Origin of the sequence: Burkholderia sp. AU33803, assembly GCF_002223095.1 — a bacterium.
Classification (GTDB): Bacteria; Pseudomonadota; Gammaproteobacteria; order Burkholderiales; family Burkholderiaceae; genus Burkholderia.
On record NZ_NKFJ01000004.1, the window covers coordinates 184,338 to 205,920 of the forward strand.

The 21,583-nt window shown below is 68.1% G+C and carries 17 protein-coding genes; 7 read left to right on the plus strand and 10 right to left on the minus strand.

The genetic code is table 11. The features are described from left to right. Positions 1 to 11 precede the first annotated feature (11 nt). From secD to queA, 4 genes are all read right to left on the minus strand, one after another. Positions 12 to 2,033, minus strand: a complete 2,022-nt coding sequence (gene secD, locus CFB41_RS03280) for a protein translocase subunit SecD (protein WP_089439262.1) — start codon at positions 2,031 to 2,033, stop codon at positions 12 to 14. Positions 2,034 to 2,139: 106 nt separating this feature from the next. After that, on the minus strand, positions 2,140 to 2,463 hold the full coding sequence (gene yajC, locus CFB41_RS03285; RefSeq protein WP_006476868.1) for a preprotein translocase subunit YajC: 324 nt from the start codon (positions 2,461 to 2,463) through the stop codon (positions 2,140 to 2,142). Between the two features lie 256 nt (positions 2,464 to 2,719). After that, complete coding sequence (tgt, locus tag CFB41_RS03290) at positions 2,720 to 3,919, minus strand: tRNA guanosine(34) transglycosylase Tgt (RefSeq protein ID WP_089424534.1); 1,200 nt, start codon at positions 3,917 to 3,919, stop codon at positions 2,720 to 2,722. Positions 3,920 to 4,076: 157 nt separating this feature from the next. Continuing rightward, on the minus strand, positions 4,077 to 5,144 hold the full coding sequence (gene queA / locus CFB41_RS03295; RefSeq protein ID WP_089455605.1) for a tRNA preQ1(34) S-adenosylmethionine ribosyltransferase-isomerase QueA: 1,068 nt from the start codon (positions 5,142 to 5,144) through the stop codon (positions 4,077 to 4,079). A gap of 167 nt (positions 5,145 to 5,311) precedes the next feature. Between queA and recG the strand changes: the two genes are divergently transcribed. The 6 genes from recG to ubiA all read left to right on the plus strand — a co-directional run bounded on the left by recG (position 5,312) and on the right by ubiA (position 13,512). Continuing rightward, positions 5,312 to 7,642 carry an ATP-dependent DNA helicase RecG gene (gene recG / locus CFB41_RS03300; protein WP_089455606.1) on the plus strand — a complete coding sequence of 777 codons (2,331 nt, stop codon included), beginning with the start codon at positions 5,312 to 5,314 and terminating at the stop codon, positions 7,640 to 7,642. A gap of 125 nt (positions 7,643 to 7,767) precedes the next feature. Then, a complete protein-coding gene (locus tag CFB41_RS03305; RefSeq protein ID WP_043189592.1) occupies positions 7,768 to 8,727 on the plus strand; it encodes a hydrogen peroxide-inducible genes activator in 960 nt (319 codons plus the stop codon). A gap of 622 nt (positions 8,728 to 9,349) precedes the next feature. Further along, positions 9,350 to 11,536 (plus strand): catalase/peroxidase HPI, encoded by a 2,187-nt coding sequence (katG, locus tag CFB41_RS03310; RefSeq protein ID WP_089455607.1) that lies wholly within the window; start codon positions 9,350 to 9,352, stop codon positions 11,534 to 11,536. A gap of 101 nt (positions 11,537 to 11,637) precedes the next feature. Then, positions 11,638 to 11,778, plus strand: coding sequence for a hypothetical protein (locus CFB41_RS38035; RefSeq protein WP_179243613.1), 141 nt, complete (start codon positions 11,638 to 11,640; stop codon positions 11,776 to 11,778). A gap of 105 nt (positions 11,779 to 11,883) precedes the next feature. Next, positions 11,884 to 12,372: a non-specific DNA-binding protein DpsA gene (dpsA, locus tag CFB41_RS03315; protein ID WP_089439266.1), complete on the plus strand. Its 489-nt coding sequence runs from the start codon at positions 11,884 to 11,886 to the stop codon at positions 12,370 to 12,372. 276 nt (positions 12,373 to 12,648) lie between these two features. Beyond that, the gene (gene ubiA / locus CFB41_RS03320) at positions 12,649 to 13,512 is read left to right on the plus strand and encodes a 4-hydroxybenzoate octaprenyltransferase (RefSeq protein WP_089424539.1); all 864 of its coding nucleotides are present in this window, start codon (positions 12,649 to 12,651) and stop codon (positions 13,510 to 13,512) included. Between the two features lie 154 nt (positions 13,513 to 13,666). Here the strand turns inward: ubiA and proC are convergent, their stop codons facing one another. The 6 genes from proC to CFB41_RS03350 all read right to left on the minus strand — a co-directional run bounded on the left by proC (position 13,667) and on the right by CFB41_RS03350 (position 20,814). Further along, the gene (gene proC / locus CFB41_RS03325; protein ID WP_089455608.1) at positions 13,667 to 14,479 is read right to left on the minus strand and encodes a pyrroline-5-carboxylate reductase; all 813 of its coding nucleotides are present in this window, start codon (positions 14,477 to 14,479) and stop codon (positions 13,667 to 13,669) included. A 52-nt stretch (positions 14,480 to 14,531) separates the two neighbouring features. Next, positions 14,532 to 15,230, minus strand: a complete 699-nt coding sequence (locus CFB41_RS03330; RefSeq protein WP_089456544.1) for a YggS family pyridoxal phosphate-dependent enzyme — start codon at positions 15,228 to 15,230, stop codon at positions 14,532 to 14,534. A 131-nt stretch (positions 15,231 to 15,361) separates the two neighbouring features. Continuing rightward, positions 15,362 to 16,588 carry a glycolate oxidase subunit GlcF gene (glcF, locus tag CFB41_RS03335; RefSeq protein ID WP_089455609.1) on the minus strand — a complete coding sequence of 409 codons (1,227 nt, stop codon included), beginning with the start codon at positions 16,586 to 16,588 and terminating at the stop codon, positions 15,362 to 15,364. Between the two features lie 7 nt (positions 16,589 to 16,595). Next, a complete protein-coding gene (glcE, locus tag CFB41_RS03340; protein WP_089455610.1) occupies positions 16,596 to 17,684 on the minus strand; it encodes a glycolate oxidase subunit GlcE in 1,089 nt (362 codons plus the stop codon). Positions 17,685 to 17,869: 185 nt separating this feature from the next. Continuing rightward, complete coding sequence (locus CFB41_RS03345; protein WP_089455611.1) at positions 17,870 to 19,363, minus strand: FAD-linked oxidase C-terminal domain-containing protein; 1,494 nt, start codon at positions 19,361 to 19,363, stop codon at positions 17,870 to 17,872. A gap of 41 nt (positions 19,364 to 19,404) precedes the next feature. Beyond that, entirely contained in the window at positions 19,405 to 20,814 is a 1,410-nt protein-coding gene (locus CFB41_RS03350) for an FAD-binding oxidoreductase (protein ID WP_047851128.1), read from the minus strand. A 173-nt stretch (positions 20,815 to 20,987) separates the two neighbouring features. Between CFB41_RS03350 and CFB41_RS03355 the strand changes: the two genes are divergently transcribed. Further along, a complete protein-coding gene (locus CFB41_RS03355; protein ID WP_089455612.1) occupies positions 20,988 to 21,539 on the plus strand; it encodes a cob(I)yrinic acid a,c-diamide adenosyltransferase in 552 nt (183 codons plus the stop codon). Positions 21,540 to 21,583 lie beyond the last annotated feature (44 nt).

Consider the following 21,583-nt stretch of genomic DNA (forward strand, 5'->3'; position numbering starts at 1 on the left):
TCTCCGGGGCCTTATTGGGTCGAGCCCGGTTTCTTCGGCGACACGCCCTGCTGCGCGCGGTTGCGCAGCTGCGGCTTGCCGGCGCGCGGCGCGTTGCCCTTCGCGGGGGCGGCGAGCTTCGCGGCGCGTGCGGTGTCGGTCGATTCGTCGGCGTCGGTGAACGACGCGGCGGCAGCGGCGCCTTCCGGCTTCCACACCTGGCCGATCGCGAGCGACTTGAGCTTCTTGCGGCCGCCGTACCAGAGGTTGACGATCCCGCGCGAGAAGAACACCGCGGAGAACATCGACGTCAGGATACCGAGGCAGTGCACGATCGCGAACGCGCGAACCGGGCCCGAGCCGAATGCGAGCAGCGCGAGGCCGGCGATCAGCGTCGTGACGTTCGAGTCGAGAATCGTCGCCCACGCATGCGCGTAGCCGGCCTGGATCGCGGTCTGCGGCGGCTGGCCGGCGCGCAGTTCTTCACGCACCCGCTCGTTGATCAGCACGTTCGCGTCGATCGCCATACCGAGCGCGAGCGCGATAGCGGCGATACCGGGCAGCGTCAGCGTCGCCTGCATCAGCGACAGCACGGCGACGAGCAGCAGCAGGTTCACCGACAGGCCGATCACCGAGATCACGCCGAACAGCATGTAGTACGCGATCATGAACACGGCGATCGCGCAGAAGCCCCAGATCACCGAGTGGATGCCCATCTTGATGTTGTCGGCGCCGAGGCTCGGGCCGATCGTGCGTTCCTCGATGATGTCCATCGGCGCTGCGAGCGAACCGGCGCGCAGCAGCAGCGCGAGGTCGGCCGCGGCCTGCGGCGTCGGCTGGCCCGTGATCTGGAAGCGGTCGCCGAGTTCCGACTGGATCGTCGCGACGGTCAGCACTTCGCCCTTGCCCTTCTCGAACAGCACCATCGCCATCGGCTTGCCGATGTTCTCGCGCGAGACCGCGCGCACCGAGCGGCCACCCGCCGAATCGAGGCGGATGTTGACCGACGGACGCTGGTGATCGTCGAAGCCGGCCGAGGCATCGATGATGCGGTCGCCCGTGAAGATCACGTCCTTCTTCAGCAGCACCGGCGCCTGGTTGCCCTGGGTGAACAGCTCTTCACCCGGCGGCACCGGGTCGTTCGGGTTCGGGTGCGTGTTGATCGGATCGGCGAGGCGCGCTTCGAGCGTCGCGGTGCGGCCGATGATGTCCTTCGCCTTCGCGGTGTCCTGCACGCCCGGCAGCTCGACGACGATGCGGTCGCTACCTTGCTGCTGCAGGATCGGCTCGGACACGCCGAGTTCGTTCACGCGGTTGTGGAGCGTCGTCAGGTTCTGCTTGAGCGCGGCGTCCTCGACGGACTTCTGCACGGCCGGCGTGAACGTGCCGACGACCTGCGTGCCGCCGCCGCCGGGCTGGGTCGCCCATTGCAGTTCGGTGATCGACTGCGCGAGCAGCTTGCGGGCGTCTTCCGCCGTCTGCGCATCGCTGAAGTTGACGACCACGGACTGGTCGACGCGGCTCACGCCGCCGTCGCGGATGTTCTTGTCGCGCAGCAGCGTGCGCGCGTCGGACGCGTCGGAATCGAGCTTCTTCGTCAGCGCGCCCGTCATGTCGACCTGGAGCAGGAAGTGGACGCCGCCACGCAGGTCGAGGCCGAGATACATCGGCAGCGCGTGCAGGGAGGTCAGCCAGCGCGGCGACGCGCTCTGCAGGTTCAGCGCGACGACGTACTGCGGATCGTTCGGGTCGGTGTTCAGCGACTTCTGCAGCAGGTCCTTGACGCGCAGCTGCGTATCGGTGTCCTTCAGGCGCACGCGGATGTTCGCGTTGGTGGCCGTGTTCTCGAAGGTGACGTCGTCCGGCGTGATCTGCGCGGAGGCGAGCGCCGATTCGACCTGGGTCAGCGTGGTCGAGTCGAGCTTGACCGTGGCCTTGCCGCTCGACACCTGCACCGCCGGCGATTCGCCGAAGAAGTTGGGCAATGTGTACAGAAGGCCGATGGCGAGCGCCACGACCATCACGACATATTTCCAGAGTGGATAACGATTCATGAGGGAGCCGAACGGGTGGTTGGCGTGAAAGCGTCGCGTCCGGCGCCGCGGCGGCCCGCTCTCTCAGGCGGGCACGGCGCGGGGAGCCGGACGCTCGGTGAAGGGCTTACAGCGACTTGATCGTGCCCTTCGGCAGAATGGTCGTGACCGCGGCCTTCTGCACGGTGATTTCGGTGCCTTCGGCGATTTCGACGCCGATGTAGCCTTCGGTGACCTTCGTCACCTTGCCCACGAGGCCGCCGCTCGTGACGACTTCGTCGCCCTTGGCCATGGCCGCGAGCATGTTGCGGTGCTCCTTCTGACGCTTCATCTGCGGACGGATCATGATGAAGTAGAGCACGGCAAACATCAGGATGAGCGGCAGGAAGCTCATCAGGCTCGATTCGGCGCCACCGGCACCTTGGGCGAACGCGTTGGAAATGAACGGCACGTTGGTCTCTCCGTAGGGGAAGATCGAAAAATAAGCCGGTTATTCTACCACCGGCCCCATGCGCAAACGGCTCGGCAAATGCGCTTTCGGATCAAGCTGTTAAAGCGCGAACCGGTACCGTTGCGACTTGAATGGAAAGGCGATTGTAATGTTTGTCGGTTCCGAGCGGCAGTTGGGACGCGCTTGTTTAGGACGAGTCCCAAAAGATTTTCGATCCGTTTAGTGCTTGTCTTATCAAGGGCGGCTCGACCGCCCGTCAGTCGACCCCTCTGGCGCGATCCTCCGCGAAGCGCTGGCGGAACGCGTCGAACGTGTGGGTCTCGATCGCTTCGCGGATCTCGCTCATCAGCTGCAGGTAGTAGTGCAGGTTGTGGATGGTGTTGAGCTGGGCGCCGAGGATCTCGCCCACGCGGTGCAGGTGATGCAGGTAGCCGCGCGAGAAGTTCTGGCACGTGTAGCACGTGCAGCTCGCGTCGAGCGGCTTCAGCGAGTTCTTGTGCGTCGCGTTGCGGATCTTCACGTCGCCGAAGCGCGTGAACAGCCAGCCGTTGCGCGCGTTGCGGGTCGGCATCACGCAGTCGAACATGTCGACGCCGTTGGCGACGCCTTCGACCAGGTCCTCCGGCGTGCCCACGCCCATCAGGTAGTGCGGCTTGTTGGCCGGCAGCTTCGGGCCGACGTGGCGCAGCACGCGCATCATGTCTTCCTTCGGCTCGCCGACCGACAGCCCGCCGATCGCGAGGCCGTGGAAGCCGAGTTCCGCGAGGCCCGCGAGCGATTCGTCGCGCAGGTCCTCGAACATCCCGCCCTGGACGATCCCGAACAGCGCGTTCGGGTTGCCGAGCCGGTTGAACTCGTCGAGCGAGCGCTTCGCCCAGCGCAGCGACATGCGCATCGAGTCGGCCGCTTCCTTGTGCGTGGTCGGCACGCCGTTGGTCGCGTACGGCGTGCACTCGTCGAACTGCATCACGACGTCGGAGTTCAGCACCTTCTGGATCTGCATCGACACTTCCGGCGACAGGAACAGCTTGTCGCCGTTGATCGGCGACGCGAACGTCACGCCGTCCTCGGTGATCTTGCGCAGGTCGCCGAGCGAGAACACCTGGAAGCCGCCCGAGTCGGTCAGGATCGGCTTGTTCCAGCCCATGAAGGCGTGCAGGCCGCCGTGCGCGTCGATCGTGTCGAGGCCCGGGCGCAGCCACAGGTGGAACGTGTTGCCGAGGATGATCTGGGCCTTGATCTCGTGCAGCTCGCGCGGCTGGATCGCCTTCACGGTGCCGTACGTGCCGACCGGCATGAAGATCGGCGTTTCGACCACGCCGTGGTTGAGCTTCACGCGGCCGCGGCGCGCATGGCCGTCGGTCGTCAGCAGTTCGAATTCGAGCCCGTTCGCCGGGCGGTCCTGCACGGGGGCGTGCGTATCAGCGTGCGTATCGTGGGATGAACCTTCGGTCATCGCGTCATTCTCCTTGCCACCGGAAAACAGTCCGGCGCATGTTGGAAACGCCGCCGGGAATCCGGCGGCGGGGAAAGCGGGTGCGTGCGAGCATCGCACGCACAACGTGAAAGCGGAACCTGGCCGTTCGGTACGGCGGCCGGCCTCCGTGCCGCGCTTACGCGCTCGCCGCCTCCGGCGTGTCGCGCCGCGTGAGCAGCATCGCATCGCCGTAGCTGAAGAAGCGGTAGCGCTCGGCGATCGCGTGCCGGTACGCGGCGCGGATCGTCTCGACGCCCGCGAACGCGGACACCAGCATCAGCAGCGTCGACTTCGGCAGGTGGAAGTTCGTGACGAGCCGGTCGACCACGCGGAAACGATAGCCGGGCGTGATGAAGATGTCGGTCTCGGCCTGCGTGGCCGCGAGCGGGCGGCCCGCTTCGTCGGCCGTGCGCGCCGCGGCTTCGAGCGCGCGCATCGACGTCGTGCCGACCGCGATCACGTTGCCGCCGCGCGCACGGGTCGCGGCGATCTTGTCGACGAGCGACTGCGGCAGGTCGTACCACTCGCTGTGCATCTTGTGCTCGGCGATGTTGTCGACGCGCACCGGCTGGAACGTGCCGGCGCCGACGTGCAGCGTCAGGGTCGCGCGCTCGACGCCCATCGCGTCGAGCCGGTCGAGCATCGGCTGGTCGAAGTGCAGCCCGGCCGTGGGAGCGGCGACCGCGCCCGGGTTGCTCGCGTAGACGGTCTGGTAGCGCGTCTCGTCGGTCGCGTCCGGATCGTGCTCGATATAGGGTGGCAGCGGCAGGCGGCCGTACTGCTCGATCAGGTCGAGGCACGGCGCGGGGAAGGTCAGCGTGAAGAACGGATCGACGCGCTCGCCCACCGTCACGTCGAACGCATCGGCGAGCCGCAGCGTCGTGCCGGCGCCGGGCGACTTGCTCGCGCGGATCTGCGCGAGCGCCGTGTGCGTGCCGGTCACGCGCTCGATCAGCACCTCGATCTTGCCGCCGCTGGCCTTCTGGCCGAAGAAACGCGCCTTCAGCACCTTGGTATCGTTGAAGACGAGCAGGTCGCCGGCCGCGATGCACGACGGCAGCGCGGTGAAATGGCGGTCGACCAGGCGGGCGGGCGCGACGGTGCCGTCGACCTCGAGCAGGCGGCTCGCGGTGCGATCGGGCAGCGCGGTTTGTGCAATCAGCTCGGGCGGCAGATTGAAATCGAAATCGGAAAGCGTGAACATGCGGGCTGGTTCGAAGCGGCCGGCGGGCGTCGCCGGCAGGGCGGAAACGCGTAAATCGGGCGCGCGAGCCGCTATGATGGCGGGATGCGCGGCCTGGCCGGCGTCGTTCGTTCGGACGACGTGAAAGCCGCTATTGTACTTGCCTTGCGAAGCACCCAGACGATCCGATGCCTGTGTCACCACGCCGTTCCCCCGCAGCCGTTGCCGATTCCGCCGATCCGTTCGACGCGGAAGATGTCGCGCCGCCCGCGCCACGCGCGGGCGAGCGTGATTCCGCCGAGCGCGCCGCACCGCGCCGCGCCGGCCCGAAGCGCGGCGCCGACGGCAGGCTCGCGCAGCCGGCCGCCGCGGCGCCCGATGCCGATGGTGCGGCTGACAGCGACGCGGCAGGCGCGGCCGGCGCGAAGCGCAAGAAGAAGCCCGCCGCCGATAAACCCGTGAAGACCGCCGACAAGCTCGCGAAGCTCGGCCTCACGCGCTCGATCGATCTCGTGCTGCATCTGCCGATGCGCTACGAGGACGAAACCACGCTCACGCCGATCGGCGAGCTGCTGCCGGGCGGCATCGCGCAGACCGAAGGTGTCGTGTTCGACAACGAGGTCGCGTACCGGCCGCGCCGCCAGCTGGTCGTGAAGATCCAGGACGACGACGGCGAGCAGCTCGTGCTGCGCTTCCTGAATTTCTACGGCTCGCAGGTCAAGCAGATGGCCGTCGGCCAGCGGCTGCGCGTGCGCGGCGACGTGCGCGGCGGCTTCTTCGGGATGGAGATGGTGCATCCGGCGGTGCGCGTGGTCGAAGCGGATGCGCCGCTGCCGCAAGTGCTCACGCCCGTCTATCCGAGCACGGCCGGCGTGTCGCAGGCCTATCTGCGCAAGGCGATCGAGAACGCGGTCGAGCGCACGCCGCTGCCCGAGCTGCTGCCGCCCGAGATCCAGCGCGACTATCTGAAGCCGCTCGACGTGCCGACGCTCGAGCAGGCGGTGCGCATCCTGCACCACCCGCGCGTCGATTCCGACGAAGCCGCGCTGATGGACGGCTCGCATCCGGCGTGGACGCGCATCAAGTTCGAAGAGCTGCTCGCGCAGCAGTTGTCGCTCAAGCGCGCGCACGAGGAGCGCCGCACGCGTGCGGCGCCCGCGATGCCGCGCCGCAGCGCGAGCGATGCCGATGCGTTGACGACCCGGCTCTACGCCGCACTGCCGTTCACGCTGACGGGTGCGCAGGCGCGCGTCGTCAACGAAATCGCGAACGATCTTACCCTTGCGCACCCGATGCAGCGCCTGCTGCAGGGCGACGTCGGCAGCGGCAAGACGGTCGTCGCGGCGCTGGCCGCCACGCAGGCGATCGACGCCGGCTACCAGGCCGCGCTGATGGCGCCCACCGAAATCCTCGCGGAACAGCACGCGCGCAAGCTGCGCGCGTGGCTCGAGCCGCTGGGCGTCACGGTCGCGTGGCTCGCGGGCAGCCTGAAGGCGAAGGAGAAGCGCGCGGCGATCGAGGCGGCCGCGCTCGGCACCGCGCAGCTCGTGATCGGCACGCACGCGATCATCCAGGACACGGTCGAATTCGCGCGGCTCGGCCTCGTGATCGTCGACGAACAGCACCGTTTCGGCGTCGAGCAGCGGCTCGCGCTGCGTGCGAAGGCCGCGAATGCGGCCAACGGCGCGCGCGACTTCCAGCCGCACCAGCTGATGATGTCGGCCACGCCGATTCCGCGCACGCTCGCGATGACGTATTACGCCGATCTCGAAGTCTCGACGATCGACGAGCTGCCGCCGGGCCGAACGCCCGTGCTGACGCGCCTCGTCGGCGATGCGCGGCGCGAGGAAGTGATCGCCCGCGTGCGCGAGGCCGCGCTGACCGGGCGCCAGGTGTACTGGGTGTGCCCGCTGATCGAGGAGAGCGAGACGCTGCAGCTGCAGACGGCCGTCGAGACCTACGAGACGCTGGCCGCCGCGCTCCCGGAGCTGAAGGTCGGGCTCGTGCACGGCCGGCTGTCGCCGGCCGACAAGGCAGCCGTGATGGAAGCGTTCACGCGCAACGACGTGCAGCTGCTCGTCGCGACGACCGTGATCGAAGTCGGCGTCGACGTGCCGAACGCGTCGCTGATGGTGATCGAGCACGCCGAGCGCTTCGGCCTGGCGCAGCTGCACCAGCTGCGCGGCCGGGTCGGGCGCGGCACCGCGGCGTCGGTGTGCGTGCTGCTGTACACGGGGCCGCTGTCGCTCACCGGCCGCGAGCGGCTGAAGACGATGCGCGAGACGACCGACGGCTTCGAGATCGCGCGGCGCGACCTCGAGATCCGCGGCCCCGGCGAATTCCTCGGTGCCCGCCAGTCGGGCGCGGCGATGCTGCGCTTCGCGAACCTCGAGACCGACGGCTGGCTGATCGAGCCGGCCCGCGAAGCGGCGTCGCGGCTGATTGCCGCGTATCCGGAGGTCGTCACGCAGCATCTCGCGCGCTGGCTCGGCGCGCGGGAGCAGTATCTGAAGGCCTGATCCGCGGGTCGGGGCCGGAGTTAAAACCGCCGTTTGACGCATTCCGATGCAGAGAAACTTGGCGAACCGGTGTCACAGGGTGTATAAATTAAACCTATCGCTTGTATATCTCTGATTGACCCACAATGACGCTGACTGAATTGAAATACATCGTCGCGGTCGCGCGCGAACGGCATTTCGGCCGCGCGGCCGAAGCATGCTTCGTGAGCCAGCCGACGCTGTCGGTGGCGATCAAGAAGCTCGAAGACGAGCTCAACGTGCAGATTTTCGAACGCGGCGCGAGCGAAGTGAGCGTCACGCCGATCGGTGACCAGATCGTCACGCAGGCGCAGCGCGTGCTCGAGCAGACCTTCGCGATCAAGGAGATCGCGAAGCAGGGCAAGGATCCGCTGGTCGGCCCGTTCCGCCTCGGGGTGATCTACACGATCGGGCCCTATCTGTTGCCGACGCTCGTCAAGCAGATGATCCAGCGGGTCCCACAGATGCCGCTGATGCTGCAGGAAAACTACACGCTGAAGCTGCTCGAACTGCTCAAGCAGGGCGAAATCGACGCGGCGATCATGGCGCTGCCGTTTCCGGAAACCGGCCTGATGGTGCGCCCGCTGTACGACGAACCGTTCGTCGTCGCGCTGCCCGCCGGCCATCCGTGGGAGAAGCGCGAGGAAATCGATGCCGAGGATCTCAAGCAGGAAACCATGCTGCTGCTCGGCAACGGCCACTGCTTCCGCGATCACGTGCTCGGCGTGTGCCCGGAGCTGATGCGCTTCTCGCAGACGGCCGACGGTATCCAGAAGACCTTCGAGGGCTCGTCGCTCGAGACGATCCGCCACATGGTCGCAAGCGGTGTCGGCATCACCGTGCTGCCGCGGATGTCGGTCGCCGAGGTCGGCCCGCGCGCGAACGGCCCCGATGCCGAACTGCTGTCATACGTGCCGTTCAACGAGCCGGTGCCCGACCGCCGCGTGGTGCTCGTGTGGCGCAAGAGCTTCACGCGGATGCCCGCGATCGACGCGATCAGCGACGCGATTTCCGCGTGCGAGCTGCCGGGTGTCGCGAAGCTCGACATGCCGGCGACGATGAACTGAGTACGCTGAGGCATGCGCATGTGGCAGCATCGTGAACGGGGTCTTGCGACCCCGTTTATTTTTCCCTATCGAATAGATGAAATTTATCAAATTCAATCAATCGATAGATGAAGATAGAATCTTCTCCATGGATCGGCGTGAGGTCGACGACCGATCGGCACGTTGAATGCAAGCGTCAAAGGAGGATGTCATGATGCGGTCGGTATTGCAGCACGCGCAGCGGAACATCCCGTCGCGCGACGCGGTCGTACATCGCGCCAGGGCGGCGGTTCGCAGCCTGCGTCCGATTGCGTTCGCGTACCTGGCGGACCGTGTGTATGGCGGATGAGTGCCGCCGCACGCCGGTCCTGTGTGCCCCCGACTAACTGCCGCCGAGCCATGAGGGAGCATTGCATGTCCGAGACCCGAAAAGCCGCCCGCCGCGCCGGTACGACGACCGCCGGCAGCCGCGTTCCCGAGCGCGCCGCCTGCGGCGCGTCGCAGCGGGAACGCGGGTCGCAGGCCGCGCACGACGTCCCGTAGTACGACAGGAGGAACCGCCTGTTCCGTTTCATCCCCCCGCAATGCTCCACGAACCGCGCCAGGCACGTGGGGGCCTATGAGCAAGACAAGGAGAAAAAGCATGTCGAACGAAACGAAGTGCCCGTTCAACCACACCGCTGGTGGCGGCACGACGAACAAGGACTGGTGGCCGAATCAGCTGAACCTGAACGTCCTGCATCGGCATTCGGCGCTGTCCGATCCGATGGACCCGGATTTCGACTACGCCGAAGCGTTCAAGAAGCTTGACCTCGAGGCGGTGAAGAAGGACCTGCACGCGTTGATGACGGCGTCGCAGGACTGGTGGCCGGCCGACTTCGGCCACTATGGCGGCCTGTTCGTCCGCATGGCCTGGCACAGCGCCGGCACGTACCGCACGGCCGACGGCCGCGGCGGCGCGGGCGGCGGGCAGCAGCGCTTCGCGCCGCTCAACAGCTGGCCGGACAACGTCAGTCTCGACAAGGCGCGCCGCCTGCTGTGGCCGATCAAGCAGAAGTACGGCCGCAACATCTCGTGGGCCGACCTGCTGATCCTGACCGGCAACGTCGCGCTCGAATCGATGGGCTTCAAGACCTTCGGCTACGCCGGCGGCCGCGTCGATACGTGGGAACCGGACGACGTGTACTGGGGTTCGGAAAAGATCTGGCTGGAACTGAGCGGCGGCCCGAACAGCCGCTACTCCGGCAAGCGCGAGCTCGAAAGCCCGCTCGCCGCGGTGCAGATGGGCCTCATCTACGTGAACCCGGAAGGCCCGGACGGCAACCCCGACCCGGTCGCCGCCGCGCATGACATCCGCGAGACGTTCGCGCGCATGGCGATGAACGACGAAGAGACGGTCGCGCTGATCGCGGGCGGCCACACGTTCGGCAAGACGCACGGCGCCGGTCCGGCGTCGAACGTCGGCCCCGAGCCGGAAGCCGCGGGCCTCGAGGAGCAGGGGCTCGGCTGGAAGAGCACGTTCGGCACGGGCAAGGGCAAGGACGCCATCACGAGCGGCCTCGAAGTCACGTGGACCTCGACGCCGACGCAGTGGAGCAACGACTTCTTCAAGCACCTGTTCAGCTACGAGTGGGAGCTCACGAAGAGCCCGGCCGGCGCGCACCAGTGGGTCGCGAAGGACGCAGGCGAAGTGATTCCGGATGCGTTCGACGCGTCGAAGAAGCATCGCCCGACGATGTTGACGACCGACCTGTCGCTGCGTTTCGATCCGGCCTACGAGAAGATTTCGCGCCGTTTCTACGAGAACCCGGCCGAGTTCGCCGACGCGTTCGCACGCGCGTGGTTCAAGCTCACGCACCGCGACATGGGCCCGCGTTCCCGCTATCTCGGTCCGGACGTGCCGGCGGAACACCTGCTGTGGCAGGACCCGATCCCGGCCGTCGATCACCCGCTGATCGACGAAGCCGACGTCGCGGCGCTGAAGGCGAAGGTGCTGGCCACGGGCCTGTCGGTGTCGCAGCTCGTGTCGACCGCCTGGGCGTCGGCTGCGACGTTCCGCGGGTCGGACAAGCGCGGCGGTGCGAACGGTGCGCGGATCCGCCTGGCGCCGCAGAAGGACTGGGAAGTGAACCGTCCGGCTGAACTCGCGAAGGTGCTCGAGACGCTCGAGGGCGTGCAGAAGGCGTTCAACGATGCGCAGACGGGCGGCAAGAAGGTGTCGCTCGCCGACCTGATCGTTCTGGCCGGTGCGGCCGGCGTCGAGCAGGCCGCGAAGAATGCGGGTATCGCCGTGACGGTGCCGTTCGCACCGGGCCGTGCGGATGCGTCGCAGGAAGAGACCGATGTCGAGGCGATGGCCGTGCTCGAGCCGGTGGCGGACGGGTTCCGCAACTACCTGAAGAGCGCGTACAAGACGCCGGCCGAGGCGCTGCTGGTCGACAAGGCGCAACTGCTGACGCTGACCGCGCCCGAGATGACGGTGCTCGTCGGTGGCCTGCGCGTGCTGGGGGCGAACGCCGGCGATGCGAAGCGGGGCGTGTTCACCGACCGTCCGGAAGCGCTGACGAACGACTTCTTCGTGAACCTGCTCGACATGGGCACGGAATGGAAGCCGGTGTCGGCCGCGAACGACGTGTTCGAAGGGCGCGATCGGGCAACGGGCCAGGTCAAGTGGACGGGCTCGCGCGTCGACCTGATCTTCGGCTCGCATGCGCAACTGCGCGCGCTGGCCGAGGTGTACGGCAGCGCGGATGCGAAGGAGAAGTTCGCGCACGACTTCGTCGCGGCCTGGAACAAGGTGATGAACCTGGACCGCTTCGACCTCGCGTAAGCGTCGCCGCGCGGTAGTGCGGTGAGGCAGTAACGGGAAACGGCCGGTCGTCCGGCCGGCCGTTTCTCCCGACCCTGGGTTTTGTTGAAGGAGTGACGATCATGACGCAAATGATGCAGAACATGCGCGCTGCCCTGGCGACGCCGGGCGAGGTCGCGCGATACGTTGTCGGATCCGCCATCGTCATCGGCGGTGCGGCCGAACTGGTGTCGCAGGCGCTGCACGCGATCGCGGCCGCCTGAGCGCGGCGTTTCGCTCGCCACGCGCGTGCGGCAGGTGTGGTATCAATAGGCAGGTAGTCCCGATTCACTTTCGTTGCCCTGCTTCATTGAATAAGGAGTCCGAACATGGCCAGGAAAGCTCAAGCTGCCCAGATCAACATCGGCATCAGCGACAAGGACCGCAAGAAGATCGCGGAGGGCCTGTCGCACCTGCTTGCCGACACGTTCACGCTGTACCTGAAGACCCACAATTTCCACTGGAACGTCACGGGGCCGATGTTCAACACACTGCACCTGATGTTCGAGGAGCAGTACAACGAACTGTGGCTCGCGGTCGATTCGGTGGCCGAACGCATTCGCACGCTCGGCGTCGTCGCGCCGGGCACCTTCGGCGATTTCGCGAAACTGTCGTCGGTGCCGGAAGCGAAGGGCGTGCCGGCCGCGGAAGACATGATCCGCCAGCTCGTCGAAGGGCACGAGGCCGTCGTGCGCACCGCGCGTGCGATCTTTCCGCTTGCCGATGCGGCGAGCGACGAGCCGACCGCCGACCTGCTGACGCAGCGTCTGCAGATTCATGAAAAAACCGCGTGGATGCTGCGGTCGCTGCTCGCATAGGCGCGCAACGCGCGGCAGGCTGGCCGAGGCCTGCGCATCGGGACTCCGGCCCTGATTGATCCACCGCCGCCGGGCCGAACCCAGTCCGGCGCCCGGCGCGGATCCGTGCCGGGCGCCGGCTCTGTCCCTTGATTGATGCGCGTTGCGGCTCGGCCACGTGCAGCGGGCGCGGGCCGCGCGCCGGCGTCCGGCCGTGATCGCCCGCGGGCCGCGCCGACATGACGCGAAGCACCGCTCGGCTCTAAAATGCCGGGGTTATCTTCCCGGTGCTTCGCCATGCTTGCCCGCTTTCCCCTGTATCTGCGGCTCGTCCGGATGGACAAGCCGATCGGCAGCCTGCTGCTGCTGTGGCCGACGCTCAACGCGCTGTGGATCGCGTCCGACGGCCATCCGCGCTGGCCGCTGCTCGTGATCTTCTCGCTCGGCACGCTGCTGATGCGCTCGGCCGGTTGCGCGATGAACGACTACGCCGACCGCGACTTCGACCGCCACGTGAAGCGCACGGCCGACCGGCCGCTGACGTCGGGCAAGATCCGCGCATGGGAAGCCATCGCGATCGCGGTCGGGCTCGCCTTCATCTCGTTCCTGCTGATCCTGCCGCTCAACACGCTGACGAAGCAGCTGTCCGTCGTCGCGCTGTTCGTCGCGGGCTCGTATCCGTTCATGAAGCGCTTCTTCGCGATTCCGCAGGCCTATCTGGGCATCGCATTCGGCTTCGGCATCCCGATGGCGTTCGCGGCCGTGCAGGACACGGTGCCGACGATCGCGTGGGTGATGCTGGTCGCGAACATTTTCTGGTCGGTCGCGTACGACACCGAATACGCGATGGTCGATCGCGACGACGACATCAAGATCGGCATCCGCACGTCCGCGCTGACGTTCGGCCGCTTCGACGTCGCGGCCGTGATGCTGTGCTACGCGGTGACGCTCGGCATCTACGTGTGGATCGGGGTGACGCTCGGCTTCGGCCTCGCATACTGGGCCGGCTGGGCGGCGGCGGTCGGTTGCGCGCTGTATCACTACACGCTGATCAAGGACCGCGAGCGGATGCCGTGCTTCGCGGCATTCCGGCACAACAACTGGCTCGGCGGCGTGCTGTTCGCCGGGATCGCCGTGCATTACCTGCTGGCGGGGAGCTGAATGTCGCGGTCTCACCGCAGGCGGTAGGCGGTGCGGAACGCGGTACCAACAAAAAAGCGGCCTGGGCCGCTTTTTTGTTGTTCGTGCACGTCAGCATGACGGGGCGGGGCGCCCAACGCATGAAGCGTGCGCCGGGCCGGCACCGCCGGCGCGTTTATGCGCGGCCGAGCTCGTCGCCCATTTCCTTCGCGCGCGCTTCGGCCGCGAGTGCGCCGCGCACGATCGCATCCTTCACGCGTTGCGCGTCGAACGACGCGAGCGCGGCGGCCGTCGTGCCGCCCTTCGACGTCACGCGCTCGCGCAGCACGCTTGCCGGCTCGCCCGATTGCGCGGCGAGTTGCGCGGCGCCCGTGAACGTCGCGACCGCGAGCGCACGGCCCTGTTCGTCGTTCATGCCGAGCTGGCGCGCGGCTTCCTGCAACGCTTCGATGAAATAGAACACGTAGGCCGGGCCGCTGCCCGAAATGGCCGTGACGGCGTCGAGCTTCGACTCGTCGTCGAACCACACGATTTCACCGACTGCACCCAGCACGTTCGACGCGAGTTCGCGGCCCGCCGCGTCGACGCCCGGCAGCGCCGCGAGGCCCGTCACGCCCATGCCGACGAGCGCGGGCGTGTTCGGCATCGTGCGCACGACGCGTGCGTAGTCGCCGAGCCAGCGCGCGAGATCGCTGCCGCGGATTCCGGCCGCGATGCTGATCACGAGCTGCGTCTTCAGGTGCGGCGCGAGCGCCTGCGCGACGTCCTTCAGTACCTGCGGCTTCACCGCGAGCACGACCGCGTCGTAGTCGGCGAGCGTCGCGTCGATGGCCGCGCCGGTGCGCACGCCGAACTGCTGGGCGGCGCGCGTGCGCACCTCTTCGTTGACGTCGATGGCATACAGGCCGTCAGCGGCGACGCCGCGCTTGATCAGGCCGCCGATCAGGGCCGCGGCCATGTTGCCGCCGCCGATGAATGCGATTTTCATGATGTCGGATTGAGCGAGTGAGTGAACGGAAAGGCGTAAAAGGGCGTGGCGTTCAGTGCGAGTAATCGCGCGCGCCGAAGATCGCGGTGCCGACGCGCACGACCGTCGCGCCTTCGAGCACGGCCGCGTCCAGATCGGCGGACATGCCCATCGACAACGTGTCGAGCGGCAGGCCGTCGGCGCGCAACGTGTCGAACAGCGCGCGCAGCGCACGATGCGGCGCGCGTTGCGCGTCGGTGTCGCCGGCCGGTTCGGGAATCGCCATCAGCCCGCGCAGCCGCAGCGACGGCAGCGCGGCGACCGCGCGCGCAACCTCGGCCACGTCGGCCGGCGCAACGCCGCTCTTCGACGCCTCGCCGCTGATGTTCACCTGCACGCACACGTTGAGCGGCGGCAGGTGCGCGGGGCGCTGCTCCGACAGGCGCTGCGCGATCTTCAGCCGGTCGACCGAATGGACCCAGTCGAAGCGTTCGGCAACGGGGCGCGTCTTGTTCGATTGCAGCGGCCCGATGAAATGCCATTCGAGGTCCGCACGCAGGTCGGCGAGCGCGTCGATCTTGTCGATCGATTCCTGCACGTAGTTTTCGCCGAACGCACGCTGCCCGGCCGCATGCGCGGCGCGCACGTCGTCGGCGGGAAACGTCTTGGACACGGCGAGCAGCGACACGGTGGCGGGATCGCGGCCGGCCGCGCGGGCGGCGTCGGCGATGCGGCGATGAACGGAGGCGAGACGGGCGGCGAGATCGGACATGACGGGCACGAAAGCAGGCACGGAAGCGGGCATGGTGCGGATGCGCCGCGGCACGCGACGCATCGATTCGCCCATTATACGGACGCCGTGCGCGACGCCCAGCGTCCCCCCGTCATTCGTATGCGCACGCGCTAGCCGTACAGCAGATGCTCGACGAGCTGGATCCAGTGGCTGACCGGAATCTGCGTGCCGCTTTGCAGGTGCGCGATGCAGCCGATGTTGCCGGAGACGATCATCTGCGGTTCGAGCGCCTGCAGCTTCAGCAGCTTCTGCTTGCGCAACCGGTACGACAGCGACGGCTGCGTCAGCGAATAGGTGCCGGCCGACCCGCAGCACAGGTGGCTGTCGGCCGGCAGCCGCACGTCGATGCCGAGCGTCTCGAGCAGGCGTTCGACCTTGCCGCGCGACTGCTGGCCGTGCTGCAGCGTGCACGGCGGGTGGTACGCGACCGTATGGATCGCGCGCCGCCGCGCGAGCGTCGCGAGCTCGGCCTCGAACGCGAGCAGCACGTCGGAGATGTCGCGCGTGAGCGATACGATGCGCTGCGCTTTCTCCGCGTAGGCCGGGTCGTCGCGCAGCAGGTGCGCGTATTCGAGCACCGTCGCGCCGCAGCCCGACGCGTTCATCACGATCGCCTCGACACCCTGTTCGACATGGGGCCACCACGCGTCGATGTTGCGGCGCGCATCGTCGAGCGCTTCGTCGTGATAGTTCAGGTGCAGGCGGATCGCGCCGCAGCAGCCCGCGTCGGGCGAGACGACCGTCTCGATGCCGAGCGCGTCCAGCACGCGCGCGGTCGCGATGTTGATGTTCGGCAGCATCGACGGCTGCACGCAGCCGCCGAGCATCAGCATCTTGCGCGTATGCGTGAGGTGCGGCCATTCGAGCAGCCGCGTGCGCGGCGGCACCTTGTCGCGCAGCCGCTTCGGCAGCAGCGGCCGCACGTGCTGGCCGAGCCGCATCACCGGCGAGAACAGCGCCTCGTTCGGCACCAGGCTCGCGAGCAGGCGGCGCACGAGACGCTGCTGCGCCGGGCGCTGCACCTGCGCCTCGACGTGCTTGCGGCCGATCTCGACGAGCCGGCCGTACTGGACGCCGGACGGGCAGGTCGTCTCGCAGCTGCGGCACGTGAGGCAGCGGTCGAGGTGCTGCTGCGTGCTGCGCGTGACGGGTGCGCCTTCGACCATCTGCTTGATCAGGTAGATCCGGCCGCGCGGGCCGTCGAGTTCGTCGCCGAGCAACTGATAGGTCGGGCAGGTCGCGGTGCAGAACCCGCAATGCACGCACTTGCGCAATATCGCGTCGGCTTCGTCGCCGTCGGGCGTATTGCGGATGAAATCGGCGAGGTTCGTTTGCATCGAGCCCTCAGAGATCGGGGTAGAGCCGGCCGCGGTTGAAGATGCGCGCGGGATCGAACGCGGCCTTCAGCCCGCGGTGGATTTTCATCATCGGGGCGGGGAGCGGCGTGAACACGCCCGCGCTGCGGTCGTACGCGTCGCCCGCGCGGAACAGCGTCGCGTGGCCGCCGGCCTGTTTCGCGCTCATTCGCACGGTCTGCGCGTCGGCGTCGGTGATCCACCAGCGCTGCGCGCCCCCCCATTCCATCAGCTGGGTGCCGGGCAGGTGCATCGGTTCGGTGATGGACGGCAGCGCGAGGCGCCACAGCGCGTAGCCGGGCGGGATGCCGTTGAAGAACGGGTCGGTATGCTCGCGCAGGCCGGCCCAGAAGCGTTCGGCTTCGACCGCGTCGACGACTTCGCCGCCGAGCAGCGTCTTCGCGGCTTTCACGGCCGCTTCGGCGCCCGACAGGCGCAGCACGAGCGTGCCGTTGCGCCAGCCGCTCGCGCTGACGGGCAGCGGATGGCCGCCCCATTCGTTGAGCTTGCGCACCGCGTCGGTCGCGGTCATCTCGAACTTCAGCGTGACTTCGGCGACGGGCATCGGCAGCACCTTGATCGACAGGTCGAGCATCAGCCCGAGCGTGCCGAGCGCGCCGGCCATCAGCCGCGACACGTCGTAGCCGGCGACGTTCTTCACGACCTGACCGCCGAACCGCAGCATTTCGCCGCGGCCGTTCATCAGCGTGACGCCGAGCACGAAATCGCGCGGCGCGCCGCAGGTGGCGCGTCGCGGGCCCGCCAGGCCGGCCGCGACGCAGCCGCCGACGGTGGCCGCCCGGCCGAAATGCGGCGGCTCGAACGGCAGCATCTGGCCGCACTCGGCGAGGACGGTTTCAAGCTGCGCGAGCGGCGTGCCCGCGCGGACCGTGACGACGAGTTCGGCCGGGTCGTACGACACCACGCCCTGAAACGCGCGCGTGTCGAGTATTTCGCCCTCGAGCGCCTGGCCGTACCAGTCCTTGGTGCCGCCGCCGCGAATCCGCAGCGGCCGGCCGTCGGCACTGGCGGCGCGGACACGCTCGGCCCATCCGGCGACGATGTCGTCCTCTTCCATGTTCTGTTGCTGCCTCGACTTGTTGTTCGGTCGATTGTACCGGGGTGGCGCGAATCCACATCGCGACTATCCCTAAGCCCCGTATTGCAGGCCGCAAGCTTGCGCCGTCGCTCGAGCGGGCCGCGCGGGCGCGTCCCGCCGCCGTGATCCGCCCGCCGGCACCGGCCGCGTACCGAGGGTGAGGCTCAGAAGCGCGGCAGGTTGGGGTGCGGCAGCAGCCCCCCGCGCACGTGCTGGCGACCGTACTCGGCGCAGCGCGCGCGGGTCGGGATGCCCTTGTCCGGGTTCAGCAGCCCCGCCGGATCGAACGCGCGCTTGACGGCGAAGAACGCATCGCGCTCCTGCGGCGAGAACTGTACGCACATCGAATTGAGCTTCTCGATGCCGACGCCGTGCTCGCCCGTCACGCTGCCGCCGAATTCCACGCAGCATTCGAGGATTTCCGCGCCGAACTGCTCGGCACGGTGCAGCTCGTCCGGATCGTTCGCGTTGTACAGGATCAGCGGATGCATGTTGCCGTCGCCCGCATGGAACACGTTGATGCAGCGCAGCCCGTAGCGCGTTTCGAGCTGTTCGATGCGCGCGAGCAGCGGGCCGATCGCGCGGCGCGGCACGGTGCCGTCCATGCAGTAATAGTCGGGCGAAATCCGGCCGGCGGCCGGGAACGCGTTCTTGCGGCCCGACCAGTAGCGCAGCCGCTCGCTCTCGTTGCGCGATACCTGGATGCGTGTCGCGCCATGCTCGCGCAACACGGCCGTCATCCGCACGATCTCCTCGGCGACTTCTTCCGGCGTGCCGTCCGATTCGCACAGCAGGATCGCCTTCGCGTCGAGGTCGTAGCCGGCATGCGTGAAGGACTCGACGGCCTGCGTGGCCGGCTTGTCCATCATTTCGAGCCCGGCCGGGATGATGCCCGACGCGATGATCGCCGCGACGGCCTCGCCGCCCTTGACGACGTCGTCGAAGCTCGCCATCACGAGCTGGGCCGTTTGCGGTTTCGGGATCAGTTTCACCGTGACCTCGGTGACGATCGCGAACATCCCTTCGCTGCCGATCATCACGGCGAGCAGGTCGAGGCCCGGCATGTCGAGCGCGAGCGAGCCGAATTCGACGATCTCGCCGTCGATCGTCACCGCGCGCACGCGCATCACGTTGTGCACGGTCAGCCCGTATTTCAGGCAGTGGACGCCGCCGGAATTTTCCGCGACGTTGCCGCCGATCGTGCACGCGATCTGCGACGACGGATCGGGCGCGTAATACAGGCCGTACGGCGCGGCGGCTTCCGAGATCGCGAGGTTGCGCACGCCGGGCTGCACGGTCGCCGTGCGCGCGTAGGGATCGACTTCGACGATGCGCGTGAAGCGCGCCAGCGACAGCACGACGCCGAGCGCGATCGGCAACGCGCCGCCCGACAGGCTCGTGCCCGCGCCGCGCGGCACGATCGGCACCTCCATGCGGCGGCAGATCTGCACGATCCGCTGCACCTGCGATTCCGTTTCGGGCAGCGCGACCGCGAGCGGCAGGCGGCGGTACGCCGACAGGCCGTCGCATTCGTACGGCGCCGTGTCTTCGTCGCGGTACAGCAGGCAGTGCGTCGGCAGCACGGCCATCAGCGCCTGCACGACTTCGCGCTGACGCTGCGCGCGTGCCGCGCTCGACAGTTCGACGGGAGCGTTCATGGGGTCTCCTGCAGCAGGCGGCGCGGCGTCGCGCCGCCGTGTCAGCACGTGAAAATCTTGCCCGGATTCATCAGGTTGCGCGGATCGAGCGCGAGCTTGATCGCACGCATCGTATCGATCGCGTTGTCGCCGTGCTCCTTCGGCAGGAAGCGCATCTTGTGCAGCCCGACGCCGTGCTCGCCCGTACAGGTGCCGCCGAGGCGCAGCGCGCGCTCGACGATCCGGTCGTTGATGTGCTCGGCTTCGGCGATTTCCTCGGGCTTGTCGGGGTCGATCAGGATCGCGACGTGGAAGTTGCCGTCGCCGACGTGGCCGACGATCGGGCAGGGCAGCGACGACGCGCGCAGGTCGACCTCGGTTTCCTCGACGCACGCGGCGAGCTGCGAGATCGGCACGCACACGTCGGTCGTCACCGCGCGGCAGCCGGGTTTCAACTGCAGCATCGCGAAATACGCGTTGTGGCGGGCGGCCCAGAGCCGGCTGCGGTCCTCGGGGCGGGTGGCCCATTCGAAGCCCTGACCGTTGTTCTGGCCGGCGAGCGCCTGGACGAGCTCGGCCTGTTCCTTCACGCCGGCCTCGGTGCCGTGGAATTCGAAGAACAGCGTCGGCGCTTCGGCGAGCGTCAGGTTCGAATGGCGGTTGATCGAGCGCACCGCGAGCGCGTCGACGAATTCGACGCGCGCGATCGGCACGCCGATCTGGATCGTCTCGATCACGGTGCGCACCGCGTCGCCCATCGACGGGAACGTGCAGATCGCGGCGGATACGGCTTCGGGCAGCGGATGCAGGCGCAGCGTGATCTCGGTGATCACGCCGAGCGTGCCTTCGGAGCCGACGAACAGGCGCGTGAGGTCGTAGCCGGCCGACGACTTGCGGGCGCGCGAGCCGGTTTTCACCACGCGGCCGTCGGCGAGCACGGCGGTCAGGCCGAGCACGTTCTCGCGCATCGTGCCGTAGCGCACGGCGTTGGTGCCCGACGCGCGCGTGGCGGTCATCCCGCCGATGCTCGCGTCGGCGCCCGGGTCGATCGGGAAGAACAGGCCGGTGTCGCGCAGCGCTTCGTTGAGCGCCTTGCGCGTGATGCCCGGTTCCACCGTCACGGTCAGGTCTTCGGCGTTGATCGACAGCACGCGGTTCATTTCCGACAGGTCGAGCGACACGCCGCCGCGCACCGCGAGCAGATGGCCCTCGAGCGACGAGCCGGCGCCGTACGGGATCAGCGGCACGCTGTACAGCGAGCACAGCGACACGACTTCGCGCACGTCGTCCGCGCTGTGCGCGAACACGACGGCGTCGGGCAGTTGCGGGTCGAACGGCGATTCGTCGCGGCCGTGGTGGGCGCGGACGGCGTCAGCGGTCGACACGCGCTCGCCGAAGGCGGCGCGCAGCGCATCGAGCATGGCAGGGGGAAGGGGGCGGCGCGTGGCGGCCGGCTGGGCAGGGTGATTCACGTACGTCTCCTTGTCGATCCGGGTGAGCGCGTTGGCGCCGGCCCGGCTCCCGTGCTGCAGGGTTTCGGCCCATTCTACGCTGTAACGCCCGCTGCGCCCGCCTCCGCGGGCTGCGATAATCGCGTTCGAACGCAACCGGGCCGCGTCGCGGCCACGCACGAGAGGACATTCGCATGGGCAACCGCTTGAGCAAGATCGCCACGCGCACGGGCGACGATGGCACCACCGGGCTCGGCGACGGCCGGCGCATCGGCAAGGACGATACGCGGATCGCCGCGATCGGCGACGTCGACGAACTGAACTCGAACCTCGGCGTGCTGCTCGCCGAAACGCTGCCGGACGAGATCCGCACGGCGCTCGTGACGATCCAGCACGACCTGTTCGATCTCGGCGGCGAACTGTGCATTCCCGGCCATTCCGTGCTCGACGACACGCATCTCGCGCGTCTCGACCGCTGGCTCGCCGACTACAACGCGACGCTGCCGCCGCTGAAGGAATTCATCCTGCCGGCCGGCTCGCGCGCGGCGTCGCTCGCGCACGTGTGCCGAACCGTATGCCGCCGCGCGGAGCGTTCGATCGTCGCGCTCGGGCGCACCGAGACGCTCAACGACGCGCCGCGGCGCTACGTGAACCGGCTGTCGGACCTGCTGTTCGTGCTGGCCCGCGTGCTGAACCGCACCGACGGCGGGTCCGACGTGCTGTGGGAGCGCGGCCGCGTCCGCTGACGGTTTGCCCCTTTGACGCACTGCGACAATTTGCCCGGGGAGCG